We start from the raw sequence: 17128 nt of genomic DNA, 5'->3' as shown, positions 1-17128 counted from the left end.
CGGTGTTCCCCGGCCGTTCAGCCGTTCCGGGCCGGTTCGTGACGGGCCGGGGCCGGCAGCAGCGGCCAGTTCCGGGACAGGCGCATCGCCGACTCGGACACGGCTGGATCCTTCGCCGCCGTCATCACCCCGAGCAGATACCGGTGCGTGGCGGCCTCGTACAACTGGCGGGCCGAGGCGATCCGCTCGTTCGCGGCCTCCCTGCGGTCGTTCTGCCGGTCCTCCGCCGTGCGCTGGGCGGCACGGGCCCGCTCGGTGGCGGCGATGCTCGCCTCGTGCCGCCGCAGCAGCCCCGTACGCCGCTCGACCGCCGTGCGGAAGGCGTCGAGGAAGGGGTGTTCCCGGAACAGGCCGAGCAGGAACCCGACACCGCCCGAGAGCAGGAGCAGTGCGCAGAACAACCAGGTCACCGTCTGGGTCGTCAGGTGCAGTCGGTCCACCAGGGTCGTGGTGTCGCCGGACGCGCCGCCGATCCCCCGGAAGCCGTCGGTCCCCCCGGAGGCGGGGGCCGGACTGTCGTGCTGCGTCACGAACTTGGCGCGGAGCAGGCCCAGCAGCCCGGTCAGGCCGCCCCACACGCCGAGCAGCGACAGGGCGGGTACCCACCCACCGCGCGGCGATCCCGTCCCCGAGCGCCACCGCAGCATGAGCCCCGCCAGGTGCGGCACGATCAGCATGATGACGGCGGACGAGATCGCCAGCGCGCCGGACATGGTGTCCCCGCTCACGCTGCCGACCCCGTGGAAGGGCTGGTACGCGACCCAGTAGATCGGCACCTCGACGGCCATGATGACGAGGAGCAGCGCCCAGGTCATCCACCGGGGCAGACCGGGACGGGTCTGCAGGCCCTCCCAGCCGTAGCTCGACGCGGCGTCGCGCGTCTCGGCGCGCGCGGCGCGTACCACCTCCCGCATCGCCGCGGACGCGGTGCCGTCCGCGGCGGCGCCCGTCGTGGACACCGACTGCCAGTCGTCGCCGCCCGGGTCGGCCGCGTCCTTGTCGGCAGCCTGCCCGGGTTCGCCCTCCTGCAGGCCGGGTTCCGCCGCGCCCGGGGAACCGGAGACCGGCGGCGCGGCCGCCTCCGGGAAGCGGGCGAGCAGCCAGCGTTCCTCCACCCGCTCGCGCAGACTGTCCCGGAAGCGGAGCCAGCGGGCCGAACGGACCGCGAGCAGGTCGAGCTGGCGGCGGGCCGTCTCGATCTCCTGCTGGGCCTCCCGCAGGTGCTCGACCAGGATCCTGGTCTCGGCCTCCCCGGCGGTCACGTCGGAGGTCGCCTGGGCGTCCCGCAGCCGTGCCGTCTCCTCCTGGAGGCGCAGCTCCTCCTCGATCCGGTGGACGACGGCGTCCCGCACGGACGCCAGTTCCGCGAAGTACGGCACCCGGTCGCCGCTGTTCAGCACCCACGGGTCCAGCGTGCCGCGCCGGGCGGCCTGCCGGCCCCTGCGCTCGGCGTCCCGCAGGAGTCCGAGTTCGCCTCGGTCGTCGACGACCAGGGGCACACGGCTGGAGCGCACACCGGGGGCGGCCCCGGGCCGGGCACCGGTGCCGGGCTGTGCGGTCCGGCCCGTGAACGGCAGATAGCGCGTGAGCCGCCGTCGGCGCGGTTGCGGCTCCTCAGCGCTTGTACTGGTTGTCGACATGTGCCTTGGCCCTCCCTTCGAGTGCCTCGACCCAGAAGGACTCGAAGTCGTCGGCCTCGCTGGGCTTCGCCGAGTACTGCATGCCGAGCCCGACGGGGAAGACGTCCATCCCCTTGATGCCGGGCAGGCCACGCTTCTGCACGAGCGTGTCGATGACCTTGTCGCGGTCGGCCTTGGTGGAGATGTTCTGCCGCGACAGGTGGAACTCCGGGTCGGCCTGGTCGAAGTCGCTCACCACGAGCAGCTTCGGCGTCGGGCCGTCGCTGCGGAAGGCCTCCCCGATGCGGGCCAGGCCTCCCCACACGTCCGAACCGTTCTGTGTGCGGGCGCACTTCAGCTCGGCGAGCGCCGCGGCGGCCGCGTTCCGCTGGGCGTTGGCGCGCTGGACCTTCTGGTCGGTCTGCGCGTCGTGCGGCGGGTCGAGGTCCACCCGGTCCTGCCGGCAGGAGGAGCTGCGCGAGGAACGGGTGATGGGGGCGAAGTCGAGGGTTCCGCACTTCTGGTCGGTGAGGAATCCGATGAGGCTGTCCTTCAGCTTGGCCTCCGAGTCGAATCCCTCCTTCACCGCGGCGGCCGACCCCGAACCGTCGACGACCAGCCCGCAGGGTGTGGTGAGGGCTTCCTCCTGCTTGGTGCAGGACACCAGGGTGGAGAGCACGCACACCAGCGGGGCGATGACGGCGAGCCGGCGGGCGGTGCGGATGGTGGACCGACGACCGGTCCGGGCCGAGTGCTGCACGATGATGGTCCTTGGCCTTCCTGGGAGACGGGGAGCGGTGATCACCTGCGGATGCCGTTCGTGGCATCGCCGTTGCGCGCCGGACCCTAACGGCCGCGCCCCGACTGGTGGTCGAGAATGTGCAACGCCTGTGCGACCGCCGACGGGTCGGCGTCGTGTCCCACCGTGTCCGGGACGTACCAGCGGTCGCTGAGCAGTCCGTCGTCGAGGTGGTTCCAGGTACGGTCCAGGGTGATCCGCCCGGGCAGCAGGCCCGTGGGCCGCTTCTCGTCGAGGTCGCTGCCCTGCCGGTACCGGGCCCAGGCGGCGTCCCAGTAGCAGGCGAGCAACTGGTTGCCCTCGTCGGCGAGTTGCTGGGCCTGCTGACGGCAGACGGAGGCGGCCGAGCGCCACTCCGCGACCCACTGCCCGAACCGGGCGAGCGCGGCCGGTGCCTGCTCCCCGCGCACGGTGTACTGGGTCACCACCCGCACCGACTCGGCCTGAACGCGGACGTGCAGGGCGCGGTGCGACGCCAGCGTGCGGGACCGCAGCCGTGCGGTGCTGCGCAGCACCTGCGCGCGCAGGCCCAGGACGTAGGGCGGCAGGTTGGTGTCGGTGGGTGCGCTTCCGGCCAGGACATCCGTCAGCAGACCCCGCAGACCGTCCGCGTCCCGGCGGCCGTGGAACCGGGCCCGTAACGACGAGAGGTACCCGGCTCTCAGCCGCCTTCCCCGGACACCTATTCGACCTTTGCTGATCATTTTCGAAGATCCCCCATTCCTCGCGGGCGGTCCGGGTGGGAAGGCGCCGCGATGGGGGAGAGAGTAGCGGAGCAAAACCCCTAGAGGGATGGGGATTCCAAGTGAATCGATCATTCTCTTCGGGAGATCCGGAAAACAACCGGATCCCGCCCGGCGAACAGCCGGATGGGCGCCTTCCGCCAATTGCGGCCGCACATCGGCGCACTGGATACTCCAAGCCGGTGCGAGGAGGAGATGCCGTGGAAATACGCCTCGACGGGACCCACTACCCGTTGGAAACGCTGGGGCCGGGAAAGCGGTTCGGCGTCTGGTTCCAGGGCTGTTCGCTGGCCTGTGCGGGATGCATGTCCCGGCACACCTGGGACCCGGAGGCGGGGACGGTCACCACGGTCTCCCAGGTGCTCGGGCTGTGGCAACAGGCCCTCGCCGACGGGGCCGAGGGCCTCACGGTCAGTGGTGGCGAGCCCCTGCAGCAGCCGGCGGCGCTCGCGGAACTCCTGTCCGGCGCGGCACACCTGAGGGACGAGGTCCGGCACCACGAGGGGAGCGCCGGACCCCGCCCCGCCGACCTGCTGGTCTACACCGGGTACGAGCCCGGGGAACTGACACCGGAGCGGCGCAGGGCCCTCAGTGGCGCGGACGCCGTGATCACCGGCCGGTTCCGGGTCGCGGAGCCCACCCGGCTGGTCTGGCGCGGCTCGGCCAACCAGCGGATCCACGCCCTGACACCGCACGGCGCCACCCGCTACGCCCCGTACCTGGCACAGGAGTCGCAGGGGCCACGCCTCCAGATCGGCACCGGTGACGACCGGGAGCTGCGGATCTACGGGGTGCCGGTGCGCGGAGAACTCGCCGAGATGGAACGCCTGCTCAGGCAGGCCGGGGTGGGCTTCACCGAGCGGAGCTGGCGGCCATGAGCGTACGGGCGTGGCTCTCCTCGGGCGTGACCACCAGCACGGACCAGGACGGGTCCTGGCGCAGCGACTCCCTGATCGCGCCGAGCAGCGCGCGCGCCGCGGTCTCGACGGACAGGCCGCCCCGGCCGGTGCCCATCAGTGGAAAGCAGATCGAGGACATCGGCAGGGACAGGAACTCGCTCTCCCGGCGGGCCAGTTCGAAGGACGTCCGCACCGCCTCCGCCAGCACGGCGGGTGTCACGTGGTAGCGGTCACCGTCCCCGACCGGGGCCGCGATCGCCGCGTGGTGGATACGCCGTACCCCCTGCGCGGCCAGCGCGCCGGACGACGTGGCCACGACGGTGCCGGGCCGCACGGGCGCGCCCGCCCTGCCGTGCGTCCGCAGCCACACCCCCAGTTCGTGGGCCAGGACGTCGTCCACGATCTCGCCCGAGGCGTCCCGCAGGGCGGCGGCCCGCCGCAGCGCCCCGGACACCGTGGAGCGGAAGGTCTTGGACATCTCCAGGTACGTGTTCTCCGACGAGACGAGGATGTCCACGTCCCGCACCAGCTCGATCGGGCACACCCGGACGGTGATCCGGCCCGCCGGGGCCACCGGTGCGGCGGCTCCCGGCCGGGCGCCCGGGTACGGGCGGCGCTGGGGCGGGAAACCGGCGGCGCCAGGAGGTACGTGCACCGGGGGTGTCGTCGGCGCCAGGGTCACCAGCTCCTGCGGGCCACCGGTCCCCGGGCCGGCCGCGGCTCCCGCGCTCCCCTCCCGGGCCACGACCAGGACGGCCGCCGCGAGCTCGGCGACGACGTCGACCTCCTGGCTCTTGCGGAAGCGCTCGGTGGTCACCCCGTAGACATCCGCCGCCGCCTTCCTCCGGTCGGTGCCGGGGACTCCGCGGCGTGCGGGAAAGAGCCCGAAGGTGTGGGCGGCCGCGCGGGCCAGCGGGTCGCAGGAGTCGTCGTCCCGCACGGGGTGCCCCCCGTTGAGCCACCGCACCGCAGCGCCCAGCAGAGCCTCGATGCCGGTCTGTTCGTCCTGTTCCCCGGTGCACAGGCCGGCCGCGACGGCCGCCATGCGCAGCGAGTCCCAGGAACGTTGGCGCAGCCCGGGCAGACCGCGATGCCTCAGTTTCCGAAGTTCGTCGACGAGACTTTCGTGCGAGGGCAGCGGGTGCATGGCACGAATCGTAGTCCTGGCGGGGTGATCGCTGAAGATCCGGGAAACTCCCCGTCGCCCGAAGGGATTCGGGATATCTTCATCGTCCCGCGACCCCCGCGTCGGGCCGATTCGTTCTGTGCCGTGCTCCCCCTGGTCCATCCAGCGTGTTTCCCGGAAGGCCGGTAGATGACGACCATGCCGCCCACCCGAGTCGTCGACCCCGATGACGGCGGTTTCGCCCGGGTCGTGGAGACACGTCCGGTCCTCTCCGACGTGCCTCCCGGACTGTCGGACCGCTTCCCGCTCGTCGCCGTACTGTCCGCGGCGCGGCGCCCCGCCGAGCCCGTGGTGCTGCGGGTACGCGACCTGACGGCTCGTCACGGTGCGGCCGAGATACCCCTGGTCCTCAAGTGGTACCACCGGCGGCACGCCCCCGAGCCGGACGTCGAGCGGGAGTTGACGGAACTCGCCGAGCAGCCCGCTCCCCACCTGGAACGGCTCCTGGAGACCGGCGAGGCGCACGGGCACCCCTGGCACCTGTACTGGTCGCACGGCGAGGAGACCCTGGAGAGGTACCACGCCGACCACCCCGACGGACTGGCTCCCGAGGCCGTCAGGAGCATGGTCGGCCAGCTGTACGACGCCGTCACCGCGTTACATGAACGGGGCGTCGTGCACCGGGACATCACCCCCGATAACATCATGGTGCAGACCCGCCGCGCCGACACGGCCGACCTCGTCCTCATCGACTTCGGCGCCGCCGTCCACCGGCCCGACGAGGCCCTGGAGCCCCGGACCGACTGGCGCGGCAAACCCCTCTACCTCGCGCCGGAGGCGGGACTGCTGAGGCAGACCGTCTCCGAGGCCGGCGACTGGTGGTCGCTCGGCATGGTGATCGCCCAACTGGCCCTCGGCAGACACCCCATCGACTTCCGTCGCGACGAAGACGTACTGGCGGAGATCGCCACGCACGACCCCGACCTCGCCGGCATCGGGGACCGAAGGACCCGCCGGCTCTGCGAGGGCCTGCTCACCCGGGCCCCCGAGCACCGCTGGCACGCCGAGCAGGTGCGGGACTGGCTGGACGGCAAGGACCCCGACGTCGCCCCGCGCACCGACGGGCGCATCTTCGACGACGCCACGACACGCCCTGTGATCGAGCCCTTCCCGTTCATGGGGCAGGAGTTCACGGGCGCCGACCAGCTCGCCGTCCACCTGGACCAGAACCACGTCTCCGCGGCGCGCATGCTGGCCGCCGACGACGACCGGGCCCGACTCGTCACCTGGCTGCGCCAGTTCGAGACCATCGGCGACCGCAGCCCCGAGGAGCTGCGCCGGCTCGCCGAGCTGCGCACCGAGCTGGAGCGACCGCCGTCCGTCGCCGCTCTGGTACAGCTCCTGAACTGGCTCGGTCCCGGGCTCGACGTCTCCTGGCACGGAGCGGACCTGGACGTGCTGAGCATGCGCCGGCTGTGCCAGGGGGCCAGGGACGGGAACGCCGACGCCGTCGCGCTGATCCGGCACCTGGCGGACCACCCCGCCGTCCTGACCGGACTCGCCCAGCGGCCGGGCGGCGAGGGACTGGACGAGGCCGACCAGGCCTGGCGCACCCTGCGCGCCCGCTGGGAGCCCACCGTCCGGGAGATGCTGCGCAGCCACGAGACCGGCGGCAGGGGCCGAGCGGTCCGGACCGCCCTGCGGCAGAGCGTGGCGGTGGACGCCTGGCTCCTGCAGCTGGCGCGCGAACCGGAACGCACCAGGACCCGGCTCACCGACGCGGTGCTGCGCCGGCGCGCCCAGTTCCCGGAACGCGTGCCCTGGTTCGACGCGCTGCTCAACGCCGAGGACGACGACCTGCGCCTGCTCGCCGCCCACCTGCTCTCCGGCCACGCGCAGACCGAGGCGCACGGACTCAGGCAGCGGCGCGTCATCGAGGAGAGCGAGCGGCTGCTCGCCGCGGACCAGGACGGACTCGCCGCCGTACTGCGGCGGCTGGACCGCCTGCCCACCCTGGGCTGGGCCCTGCTCGGCGCGACCGTCGTCACGGCCCCCTGGATGTTCGTCACCGGCCTCGCGGACGTGCTGGGCCGCGCCTCCCAGGAGGCGGTCGTGATGGCATGGCTGGAGGCGCTGCCCGCGGCCGCGTTCGTCTTCGTGGTGGAGCTGTGGACCGCCGTGTACATCGGCCCGCCCTTCTACCACCCGGACCGGTCGCTGGCCGGGCTGCTGATCCGCAGCGCGGAGCGCCCCGGCCGGCTGGCGCGGACCCGGGCCGGTCGTTTCATCACGGCGGCACTGCTCCTGCTCGCCGTCTTCCTCGGCTTCTACGCGATCGTCTACGCGCCGTGGCTCTGGCCGCTCGCCTCGGCCGTCGCCGTCGGCGCATGGAGCGTGCGCCGCTGCCTGGCCTGGCGACGCCTGCGCCGCGGGAACCGGCCACGGCGCACGGTCGACTGGCGGTCCCTGTTGAACCCGCGCGTCTGGCTGGCTCGGTGGCGCAGACGTCGCGAGGAGCGGAGGGGGCGGGCGGGCGGCTGGCGGTCCGCGTGGGGCCTGCGCGGCCGCTTGGCCCGGTGGCGTACGCGCCGCGAAGGCGACCGGCGGTCCGTGTCGAGCCTGCGGGGCCGGCTGACCTGGTGGCGTGGGCGTCGCGAGGAGCAGGTGCAGGGGTCGGCTGACCAGCGGTCCCTGCGGAGTCTGCGTGGCCGCCTGGCTTGGTGGCGTACGCGCCGCGAAGGCGACCGGCGGCCCGTGTCGAGCCTGCGCGGCCGGCTGACCTGGTGGCGTGGGCGTCGCGAGGAGCAGACGCAGGGGTCGGCTGACCGGCAGTCCCTGTGGAGTCTGCGTGGCCGTCTGGCTTGGTGGCGTAGGCGTCGCGAACGTCGGACGGGCCGGGCGGCTGACCCGCGGTCCGTGTGGAGCCTGCGCGGCCGCCTCGCCTGGTGGCGCACGTTCCGTGAGTACCGGACGCGGCGGGCGGCCCGCCGGCGGTCCGTGACGATGCCCGAAGAGACAGGAGAACAGGGATGAGTTCGGGTCTCGCCTTACCGACGGTGGACGCCGTGGCGCCCGCCGTGGCCTTCCCGCCGCCCCCGCCGCCCGTCGATCTGAACGCGCTGCCGCACGTCGGGATAGTCCACGCGCACGACGCGGCCGGCCAGGTCTCCGCTCACCTCGCCGATGCGGCCCAGCACGCGGTGCATCAGGCCGCGGACGCGGCGCTGCAGGTGCTCGGCTCGCTCAGCGGCGTCCTGCTCGCCGGCCGGGCCGCCCTGGTCACCACCCGCGTCCTCGCCGCGGCGGCGGTACGGGCCGCGGACGAGCAGCGCTGCCTGGAACGTCAGCAGCAGCTGGCCGCCACGGCCGCGAAGCAGTGGGAGGACGCCGCGTTCGCCGCCGTCCGGATCAACGCCCGCAGGCGCGCCCTGCTGGCGCGGGTGGCCCGGGCCGCGGCCGCGGGCGGCCCGGACGGAGCCCCGCCGCACCCCGACCTGCCGGAGCCGTTGGACCCCATCGATAAACAGCTGTCCGATCTGCGGCAGAAGTTGGCCCGCAGCGAGGAGGCCGTGCGCCAAGCAGAGGAGCGGCACGCCGAGTGGGAGCAGCAGCGCCTCGCCGCCGTACTGCGGCTCGACGAGGAGGACGACGACTGGCAGCGCGCCCTGCGCGAGAGCCGGCAGCGCGCGCTGCTCCGGTTCTCCGAGGAGCGCACCGCCGAGGCCGAGGGCCGACAGGTACCCCGGCAGGCATCCGGCCCGCGCACCCCCACGGGCCTCGACGCGGAGGCGGTCCGCCGGACCGGGGCCGAGATCCTCGGTGAGCTGGATCCGTACGCCGCCTCCGAGACCGCCGAACTCGCCGCGGAGTCCGTCCAGAACGCCGTGCGCCGCGCGGCCGAGGACCCCCACCGGGCGCGCACCCACCTCACCGCGGCGCGCAAGTTCGTCCGCGACGCCAACAAGCACGCGCGCGAGATCCGGGAGGCCCAGGAACGCGCCGCGCTGCACTACGACTTCCTCGTCTACGAGACCCCGGAGGGTGCCGAGGACCTCGCCCCGGCACCGGAGGCCGTGGCCCTGCTCCGGCGCACCCTGGACGAGGGCGTCCCGCTGAACCGGGCCGAACGTGACCTGGTCGAGCGCAGCGTGGTCGAGCGCCGGAGCGCTCTGGAGGCCATGTACGTCCGGGAGCAGTGCGCCGGCGCCATCGCGGAACTGGCCAGGAGGTTCGGCGGCCACACGGAGTCCGGCCGGCCCGAGGGGCAGGAGATACGCCTCGACTGGACGCCGGACGGCTGGGAGCCCGACCACTGGCTCAGGGCGACCCTGGTCGAGGGCGAGCTGCGCGTGGCGACCATGTACCGCGGCGGCCCGGGGAAGCGGACCGTGGCGCAGAGCGCCCTCGACGACGCCCGCTGCAAGGAGACCCAGGAGCGGCTCGCCGAGTTGAAGAAGATCACCGGCACGCTGGGACTGGGCGTCGAGTTCACGGTCGAACGGACCGAGGGAGCGCTGCCGGGTGTGCTGGGGGAGGACGCCGTAGTGCTCAACGAGACGCCCGAAGAGGACACCGACCGGTCGCCGCACGTGGAGAAGGGGCCCCGGCAAGCTCCGCGACATCGGACCGTAGGCGGCGACGAACGCCGTTGAGACCACCACCGAGCACCGTACCGGCACGCGGCCTGAACCCGCGGCCACCGGGGAGGAACTATGGACCTGTCCAAGGAAGACCGGCTCCCGCCCTTCGTGGAGGAGCTGATCGGAACGCTCGGCGTGCACGCGCAGTACGTCCTGCACGGCAACATCCGTGACCTGCACCTGGTGCACCGGCGAGGCCGGGACAGGTTCCACTCGCTGTTCGACGTGCTGTGGAACCCGCTGCGGGAGGTCGGCTACCAGGCGCTGGTGCTCTGCGACCAGGTGGGCGGCTTCCGCGTGGCGGCCGGTGACGGCGACGCACAGGCGGCCGTCGAGGAACTGCTGCAGGGACCGCGCGAGTTCCCCGGCCAGACGGCGGCGCAACGCCAGTCGGCGCTGGAACAGGTGCGGAACATCACCACCGGGTGGGCGGAGCAGCGGGAGGAGATGCTGCGGGACGGACGCCGGCTGCGGCCGCTGCGGGTGGCGCTGGTGGTCGACCACGCCTCCCGTCTCATCACCGATCCGTCCCGGCTCACCCCCGACGAACGGGACTTCTTCCTCGCCTGCCTCAAACTCGCCCACGAGGCCAAGCCCCTGGAACCCTGGACCGGCACCCCCGTCGTCCCGAGCGGGCCGGGCCTGTTCAACCCGGTGATCTGGCTCGCCGAGGGGGAGCGGGACGTACCCGGATGGATGATTTCCGGCAGCGAGCGGATCCGTGCCGTCGCCGTACCCGAGCCGGACGCGGACGAGCGTACGACGATGGCCCGTCTCCTTCATGAGCGCTACGAGCGGTACGCCGGAAAGGGGTCACGCGGCGGGTCGTCCTCGCCCGCCGGCACGGACGAGGCGGAACGGCTGCGGTCCGTCGTCGCCTTCGCCCGGGCGGCTTCCGGCATGAGCCTGCGGGCCATGGAGGAGAGCGTGAAGCTCGCCCGCGCCCGCGGCTTGCCGTTCGCCGCCATGCCCGACGCCGTACGGATCTACCGGCTCGGCGTGGAGAAGAACCCCTGGAGCCGCGACGAGATCCGGCAGCGCATCCTCAGGGGGGAGGACCCCACGAACGACCGGTCCATCGCCCGCCGGGTGCTGGGGCAGGAGGCGGCCGTGGCGATGACCCTGGACATCCTCAAGCGTGCCGCGCTGGGGCTCTCCGGGGCGCAGGCGACCAGTCCGGGACACCGGCCGCGCGGTGTGCTGTTCTTCGCCGGCCCGACCGGAACCGGCAAGACGGAACTGGCGAAGGCCGTGGCCTCCGTCCTCTTCGACAGCGACCAGGCGTATCTCCGCTTCGACATGAGCGAGTTCTCGGCCGCCCACTCCGCCGACCGGCTCGTCGGCGCGCCCCCCGGATACGTCGGCTACGAGGCGGGCGGCGAACTGACCTCAGCCGTACGGGAGAACCCCTTCCGCGTCATCCTGTTCGACGAGATCGAGAAGGCCGACAAGGGCATCCTCGACAAGTTCCTGCAGGTGCTGGAGGACGGCCGGCTCACCGACGGACAGGGAGTCACCACCTACTTCAGCGAGTGCGTGCTCATCTTCACCTCCAACCTCGGCGTGCAGCGCACGGACCCGGAGACCCAGGAACGCGAGTGGATCGTCGTACCCGGCACGCCCTACAAGGAGTTGGAGGCCACCGTCAAGGACAACGTCAAGAAGCACTTCGACCTGGTCATCGGCCGGCCGGAGCTGATGAACCGGATCGGTGGCAACGTCGTCGTCTTCGACTTCATCTCCGACACGACCGCCGAGCGGATCTTCGATCTGCAGGTCGGCAACATCCAGCGCCAGCTGGCCCAGGGGCACCAACTGGCCCTGGAGTTCGAGGACAAGGCCCGACGCGAGCTGCTGGACCACTGCACCCGGGACAAGTGGAACGGCGGCCGTGGCATCGGCATGGTGCTGGAGACCCATCTGATCAACCCGCTCGCCCGGGAGCTGTTCGCGGCACCCGACCTCGGGCCGGGCACCACGGTGGTGGTGACGGACGTGCGGGAGACCGAGAGCGGACGGGTGGACACGACGGTGGTGCTCAAGAAGGGAGACGCCGGTGACGGAGGTACACGACTGGGATGACGAGGACGACGACGGGTGGGTGCCCGTCGTGGACACCGTCCCATCACCCCCGCGCACGCCCCCGTCCCCGCCGCCCATCGGTTTCCGCTGCGAGCGGTGCTCCACGGTCGTCCCCACCGGCATGGCCGACTGCCCCAGGTGCCTGGCCCCGGTCGGCCCACCGAGGCGCGGCGCGGGCCGGCCGGGCGGCGTGCTGCGGCTGGCCTTCCGGGGCGGGGGCCGTCACCTCGACGTGCCGCGCGGCTCGGAGATCCGGCTGGGGCGCGACGACAGCTGGGCCCCCGAGGCGTCCGAGTTCCTGGCCGACGAGGACACGGTGTCGGGCCGGCACGCGACCGTCGTCCACACTTCGGACGGGGCGGCCTGGCTGACCGAGGTCCCGCAGGGCGCCACCAACGGCACCCGCGTCAACGACCGCGTACTGGCCCCGGGTTCCCGGGTCCGCCTGAGCAACGGCGACCGCGTCGAACTCGGCCCCGAGGTCGACTTCGAAGTCCGCGGGATCGGGGAGGAGCCCGAGGAGGCGGCGCCCTAGCGCCCCTGGGAGTCCAGGCAGTGCGACCGCTGTGCGATCGGGGCGACGGCCTTGGACAGGTCGGTCAGTACCGAGTCCACGGCCCGCACGCCGGGCGAGATCGTCACCTCCACGGCGGGGGTGCGGCCGTAGGAGACGAGGACCTTCTTCCCCGACTGCCGGGACCGTGCCTGTTCGAGCAGCCAGTCCACGCCGTCCACGCTCACGCACGGGTCGGTCGACGGGCCGGGCGAGACCAGCCCGCACCGGGCCGTGACGGCGCCACCGCCCCAGGCCTCGGCGCCGGTCACCCCCACCCCCTCGCGGTCGTGACCGCCCAGCCGCCCGGGCCAGCGCCCGGCCAGGCCCGTACACGCCGGTACGGACGCCCGCTCGGCCGCGCGCAGCCCGTACCGCGCACCGCCGTCCTGCCCGGCCCACCACCCCCAGCCGCCCGCGGCCACCAGGACCGCCAGCGCCCCCGCTCCGACCGCGTACCGCATCCTCACTACAGCCCCCGTGTGTCGTGGTTCCGGCACCAGCCGGTGATCAGTCCCTTCGGAACCTACAGCACCCCAAGATCCGTCCCCCATGGGGCGGTTGAGATACTCGTTCCTCGTGAAGACGCGACCCCTGCTGTGGACCGCAGCCTGTCTGCTGCTGGCCTCCTGCCATGCCGGCATGGCCACCTCCGGCCCCGCCGAGGAGAAGAGCGGGCCCATCCCCGCCGCCCGGCGGGCAGCCGCGCCCGACCTCGCCGGCGACAGCCTGGACGGCAAGCCCCTGCGGCTGTCCGCCTACCGCGGCAAGGTCGTGGTGCTCAACGCGTGGGCCTCCTGGTGCGGCCCCTGCCGGGCCGAGGCGCCCGAACTCAACGCGGCGCAGAAGCACCTCGCCGCCCAGGGCGTCCAGGTGCTCGGGCTCAACACCGACAACGACGCCGGCAGCGGCCGGTCCTTCCAGCAGGACCACCACCTGTCCTACCCCAGCTTCAGCGACCCCTCCGGCCGCAAGGTGCTGACGTTCCCCAAGGGTTCGGTGCCGCAAGGGGTGCCCTTCACGGTCGTCATCGACACCCGGGGCAGGATGGCGGGCGTGCACAGCGGGCCCGTCACCGAAGAGCAACTGCGCGACCTGGTGCGGCCGCTCGTACGCTCCTGAAGGCCGTCAGCCGGATCCGCCGCCCTGCAGGGCGGCCACGGCGCTCTTCGCGGCCTTGATGGCCCCCTTGTTGATCTCGTCCGTGCTCGGGGCCTTCTTCGTCTCGAAGTCGCTGCCGTTGTACGTGACGATCACCAGCGCGTTGGAGACGCGGGCCATCACCACGCCCTCGCGGGTCTCCTGCTTGTCCTCGGTGGTGAGGTTCACGACGGAGTAGGCGGTGTCCCCGAGCCCCGGAACGGCCCCTCCGCCGCTCTTCTCGGTGACGCGCTGCTCGTACTCCTTCTTCGCCGCCTGGTCCGACTCGGCGACCTCGAAGGAGACGTCGAGCCAGCGGTAGTCGTAGCCCTGCAGGGCGTTCCAGGAGCAGGTGCGGCGCAGCTTGGCGTCGGTCGAGGGGATCTCCCTGCCCGCCGTCTTGGCCCCGGGCACCAGCGACTTGACGGTCGCCACGGGCACGCTGGTGCAGGGGGAGGGCGCGGTGTCGTACGACTTCGACACCGCGGTGGAGGACGGGGCGGAGGCCGACTGGCCGGGCGACCTCTGGACCGACCGGTGATCGTCGGCGGACGGCGTGGCCGGGCCCGACGTCATCGCCCAGCCGGCGCAGGCCAGCACGGCGACCGGCGTCAGACGCGCGGTGAGGGCGAGCGGCAGAGGAAGAGAACGCACGGCGCACTTCTCGTGGGGGAGGGGGTGCGGAAGGGGGTCCGCATGGTGGACTGCGACGACAGTGTCACACGACTCCCTGTGGGGCGGAAGTGCCAACTCGCTGTGTGCCTGTGTGGTCACGGAGCCCGGCACTTGAAGTCCCGTGTGTCCGTTTTTGTCCGTGAGTTGAGTGCGGACTCGTGTTCGTCGAGCGCGTGCAGCGCGGCTACGGCGCGCTGTCCCCGCCCTGGCCGAGGCCTCAGGTGAGGAGGTCGGCGACCAGGGTGGCGAATTCGTCCGGGGTGGCGAGGCGGATGCCGATCTGCTCGGCCTTGGCGCGCTTGGATCCCGCCCCTTCGCCCGCCACGACGAGGGTGGTCTTCTTGGAGACGCTGGAGGAGGAGCGTCCTCCGGCTCGTTCGATGAGTTCGTTCATCTCGTTGCGGGAGAGCTTCTCCAGGGCGCCTGTCATCGCGCCGGTGACCACCACGGTCATCCCCGCCAGGGGGCCTGCCTCCACCGGAGCGGCCGTCGCGCCGTCGGGACCGGTGGTGTCGGCTGGGGGAGGGGTGGCGCCGGGCTCGGTCATGTTGACTCCGGCGGCGGCGAGTCTGTCGATGAGCGGGGCGAGTTCGGTGAGTTCCGCGACGATGGAGGGGGCTTTCTCGGTTCCGATGCCCTCGACCTGCTGCATCGCTTCGGCGTCGGCGGCGCGGATGTGGTCCATGGTGGCGAAGTGGCGGGCGATGCGCCGGGACATGGAGCGGCCGGTGCCGCGGACGCCGAGCGCGCACAGCACGCGCGCGAGCGGCTGCTGCTTGGCGTTCGCGATCGCGGCGAGGAGGTTGTCGGTGCTGGTGTCGCCCATCCGGTCCAGGGCGAGCAACTGGTCGCGTTCGAGGGTGAACAGGTCGGCGAGATCGGTGACCAGGCCCGCGTCGACGAGCTGGATGACGCGGGTGGTGCCGAGGCCTTCGATGTCGAGCTGGTCGCGGCCCGCGGCGTAGGCGAGCGAGGCGACCAGGTGGCAGTTGCGGCCCTGGGTGCAGCGCCAGCGCTCCTCGCTCGTGTCGATGGCGGATCCGCAGCGTGGGCACTGTTCGGGGAAGGCGATGGGCTGTTCGTCGCCGGTGCGCAGGTGGGTGACGGGGGCCTCGACGCGGGGGATGACGTCTCCGGCGCGGTGGACCATCACGTGGTCGTTCAGGCGCAGGCCGCGTCGGGTGATGTCGGCCGGGTTGTGCAGGGTCGCGTAGGTGATGGTGGAGCCGTCGATCACGACCGGTTCGAGGACCGCGCGCGGGGCGATGATGCCGGTGCGGCCGACGTTCCACTCCACCTCCAGCAGTCGGGTGATCTTCTCCACGGCCGGAATTCTTTGTCGAGTGACTGTTGTTGTTCAGCTTCGTTGAAGAGGGTGTGACAGAGGAACTGGACATCCCGAGGCACTGGCAACTGCACCGGCTCGATCTGAAACGCGATCTTGGAGAGCTGGAGCCGTTCCTTGTCGGGGGTGTTGAGGATCTTGCACAACGGGCACGGCTACGCGGGGCTCGTCACAGGCAGGGGTTCGTGCTGGGCCCGGACGGACGGCCTGATCCGCGAGTCAATGCCTGCCTGACCTCGGCGAAGTGGCGCAATCTGGGTAGGGAGACGGAGAAGGATTACTCATACTCTCTGGTGGTGTGGCTCAACTTCCTGCACATCCTCGGCGCGCAGTGGTGGGAGGCCACCGAGGATCACGCGGAAGAGTTCCTGTTCTGGCGTGTCACGGACCCGGCGAACGGCGAGCGCATTCAGACGAACTCCTTCTCCCGGGACCTCGCCGGCTTGAAGAAGTTCTACAGGTGGGTCGGCCGAAAGTACGGGATCGCCAACCCGTTCGAGGACTTCGATGCGCCCCCGATCGCACGGAGGTCGAACGTCAAGTGGTTCGACCCTGCAGGCTTCGCCCGCTGGCTTGCCCTTGGCATTCGCGGCATGGACCTGGACGGGCGTCCCGACCAGTGGTGGCGGGGCCGCAACGAGCAGCGCGACACCGCGTTCTGTCAGGGCCTCTATGGCAACGGGCTCCGAGTCGCCGAGTGGGCAAGTGTCGTGATTCCGGAGCTTCCGCACTACGACCGACGGCGGCACTACTACGCGGGCCACCTTGCCGATGCCTGCGCGAAAAAAGGCTACGGACACCCGTACTGGACACCGCAGAGCGCGATGAGGGGGGTCTTGTCCTACATGGAGGGGCCGCGGGCGGCCGCAGTCCGCAGGGCTCAACAGGCGGGACGCTACGAGCGTGTCCAGGACCGGCGCACGGTGCTTGCCACCCACGGGACCGACGCGGTCACCTTGGAGCGCCCGGGGGGCGGCACTGAGAAGTGGCTGTGGAACGACGTTGGGAAGTTGACCCGGCTGCGGCTGTTTCGCCGGACCGAGCAGGGGCTGGAGCCGGTCGCCTTGTGGTTGAACGAGGACGGACTGCCGCGGGTCTGGACCGGCTGGGAGCACACGTTCAAGGCCGCGAACGAGCGGATCGAGGCGCTGGGGTTGGAAGGCTTCGTCTGCAGCGCCCACATGCTTCGTCACTCATGCGCCTTGAAGTGGTATTCGATCGGCAAGCTCGTGCGGGCGGCTCAGCTGGGACACCTGGGCGAGGAAGAACGGGCCGACTTCCGCGAGGAGTTCGGCAGCACATGGCACCTGGTCCAGACGATGCTCGGGCACCGCAGTGTCGAGACCACGAAAGAGGTCTACCTCGAACCGTTCAGGATCCTGGACGTTGAGGTGCTGCTGGCGCACGCGGAGGGCTTTCCCGTTGCTGCCTTCATGGCCGACGTGTTCGCCAACCACCCGCGCGTCCGCACGGATCCGCTTGCGGCGATCCGGTGACCGGTCGGAGG

At 72.0% G+C, this 17128-nt stretch carries 13 protein-coding genes and 1 pseudogene; 7 read left to right on the top strand and 7 right to left on the bottom strand.

What is annotated here, in order from left to right; translation table 11 throughout:
- Positions 1-17: 17 nt before the first annotated feature.
- From BEK98_RS04140 to BEK98_RS04130, 3 genes are all read right to left on the bottom strand, one after another.
- Complete coding sequence (locus BEK98_RS04140; RefSeq protein WP_143684072.1) at positions 18-1640, bottom strand: hypothetical protein; 1623 nt, start codon at positions 1638-1640, stop codon at positions 18-20.
- A complete protein-coding gene (locus BEK98_RS04135) occupies positions 1615-2379 on the bottom strand; it encodes a hypothetical protein (protein WP_094214972.1) in 765 nt (254 codons plus the stop codon). Before BEK98_RS04135 ends, BEK98_RS04140 begins: the two co-directional genes overlap by 26 nt.
- A gap of 86 nt (positions 2380-2465) precedes the next feature.
- Positions 2466-3122, bottom strand: a complete 657-nt coding sequence (locus BEK98_RS04130; protein ID WP_094214971.1) for a hypothetical protein — start codon at positions 3120-3122, stop codon at positions 2466-2468.
- Positions 3123-3361: 239 nt separating this feature from the next.
- Between BEK98_RS04130 and BEK98_RS04125 the strand changes: the two genes are divergently transcribed.
- Positions 3362-4039: a 4Fe-4S single cluster domain-containing protein gene (locus BEK98_RS04125; protein WP_094214970.1), complete on the top strand. Its 678-nt coding sequence runs from the start codon at positions 3362-3364 to the stop codon at positions 4037-4039.
- Here the strand turns inward: BEK98_RS04125 and BEK98_RS04120 are convergent.
- Positions 4014-5207 carry a macro domain-containing protein gene (locus BEK98_RS04120; protein ID WP_094214969.1) on the bottom strand — a complete coding sequence of 398 codons (1194 nt, stop codon included), beginning with the start codon at positions 5205-5207 and terminating at the stop codon, positions 4014-4016. The genes BEK98_RS04125 and BEK98_RS04120 overlap by 26 nt on opposite strands.
- Positions 5208-5384: 177 nt before the next feature.
- Here BEK98_RS04120 and BEK98_RS04115 point away from each other — a divergent pair, with 177 nt between their 5' ends.
- The 4 genes from BEK98_RS04115 to BEK98_RS49840 are packed head-to-tail and all read left to right on the top strand — an operon-like array spanning position 5385 to position 12443.
- Entirely contained in the window at positions 5385-8219 is a 2835-nt protein-coding gene (locus BEK98_RS04115) for a protein kinase domain-containing protein (RefSeq protein WP_167444082.1), read from the top strand.
- On the top strand, positions 8216-9838 hold the full coding sequence (locus tag BEK98_RS04110; protein ID WP_143684071.1) for a hypothetical protein: 1623 nt from the start codon (positions 8216-8218) through the stop codon (positions 9836-9838). Before BEK98_RS04115 ends, BEK98_RS04110 begins: the two co-directional genes overlap by 4 nt.
- Before the next feature lie 60 nt (positions 9839-9898).
- Positions 9899-11908, top strand: coding sequence for an AAA family ATPase (locus tag BEK98_RS04105; protein WP_094214966.1), 2010 nt, complete (start codon positions 9899-9901; stop codon positions 11906-11908).
- Complete coding sequence (locus BEK98_RS49840) at positions 11883-12443, top strand: FHA domain-containing protein (RefSeq protein WP_244201738.1); 561 nt, start codon at positions 11883-11885, stop codon at positions 12441-12443. The genes BEK98_RS04105 and BEK98_RS49840 overlap by 26 nt, the downstream gene beginning before the upstream one ends.
- On the opposite strand, the gene BEK98_RS04095 is transcribed toward BEK98_RS49840, so the two are convergent.
- Positions 12440-12925 carry a DUF3515 family protein gene (locus tag BEK98_RS04095; RefSeq protein ID WP_094214965.1) on the bottom strand — a complete coding sequence of 162 codons (486 nt, stop codon included), beginning with the start codon at positions 12923-12925 and terminating at the stop codon, positions 12440-12442. The genes BEK98_RS49840 and BEK98_RS04095 overlap by 4 nt on opposite strands.
- A gap of 115 nt (positions 12926-13040) precedes the next feature.
- Between BEK98_RS04095 and BEK98_RS04090 the strand changes: the two genes are divergently transcribed.
- Positions 13041-13583 carry a TlpA family protein disulfide reductase gene (locus BEK98_RS04090; protein WP_167444081.1) on the top strand — a complete coding sequence of 181 codons (543 nt, stop codon included), beginning with the start codon at positions 13041-13043 and terminating at the stop codon, positions 13581-13583.
- A gap of 6 nt (positions 13584-13589) precedes the next feature.
- On the opposite strand, the gene BEK98_RS04085 is transcribed toward BEK98_RS04090, so the two are convergent.
- Positions 13590-14255, bottom strand: a complete 666-nt coding sequence (locus BEK98_RS04085; protein ID WP_094214963.1) for a hypothetical protein — start codon at positions 14253-14255, stop codon at positions 13590-13592.
- Between the two features lie 238 nt (positions 14256-14493).
- Positions 14494-15612: pseudogene (locus BEK98_RS04080) on the bottom strand (helix-hairpin-helix domain-containing protein); the annotation flags it as partial.
- 41 nt (positions 15613-15653) lie between these two features.
- Here BEK98_RS04080 and BEK98_RS49535 point away from each other — a divergent pair.
- Positions 15654-17117, top strand: coding sequence for a site-specific integrase (locus BEK98_RS49535; protein WP_208642998.1), 1464 nt, complete (start codon positions 15654-15656; stop codon positions 17115-17117).
- The last annotated feature ends 11 nt before the right edge of the window (positions 17118-17128 follow it).

Source organism: Streptomyces diastatochromogenes (assembly GCF_002242805.1).
Classification (GTDB): Bacteria; Actinomycetota; Actinomycetes; order Streptomycetales; family Streptomycetaceae; genus Streptomyces; species Streptomyces diastatochromogenes.
This window is presented reverse-complemented; position numbering and strand designations above follow the sequence as displayed.

What these genes read in the sequence shown, in the direction of transcription:
- BEK98_RS04140 (WP_143684072.1), bottom strand. Translation starts at nt 1,640, where the DNA reads ATGTCGACAACCAGTACAAGCGCTGAGGAGCCGCAACCGCGCCGACGG.
- BEK98_RS04110 (WP_143684071.1), top strand. Translation starts at nt 8,216, where the DNA reads ATGAGTTCGGGTCTCGCCTTACCGACGGTGGACGCCGTGGCGCCCGCC.
- BEK98_RS04120 (WP_094214969.1), bottom strand. Translation starts at nt 5,207, where the DNA reads ATGCACCCGCTGCCCTCGCACGAAAGTCTCGTCGACGAACTTCGGAAA.
- BEK98_RS04105 (WP_094214966.1), top strand. Translation starts at nt 9,899, where the DNA reads ATGGACCTGTCCAAGGAAGACCGGCTCCCGCCCTTCGTGGAGGAGCTG.
- BEK98_RS04130 (WP_094214971.1), bottom strand. Translation starts at nt 3,122, where the DNA reads ATGATCAGCAAAGGTCGAATAGGTGTCCGGGGAAGGCGGCTGAGAGCC.
- BEK98_RS04095 (WP_094214965.1), bottom strand. Translation starts at nt 12,925, where the DNA reads ATGCGGTACGCGGTCGGAGCGGGGGCGCTGGCGGTCCTGGTGGCCGCG.
- BEK98_RS04115 (WP_167444082.1), top strand. Translation starts at nt 5,385, where the DNA reads ATGCCGCCCACCCGAGTCGTCGACCCCGATGACGGCGGTTTCGCCCGG.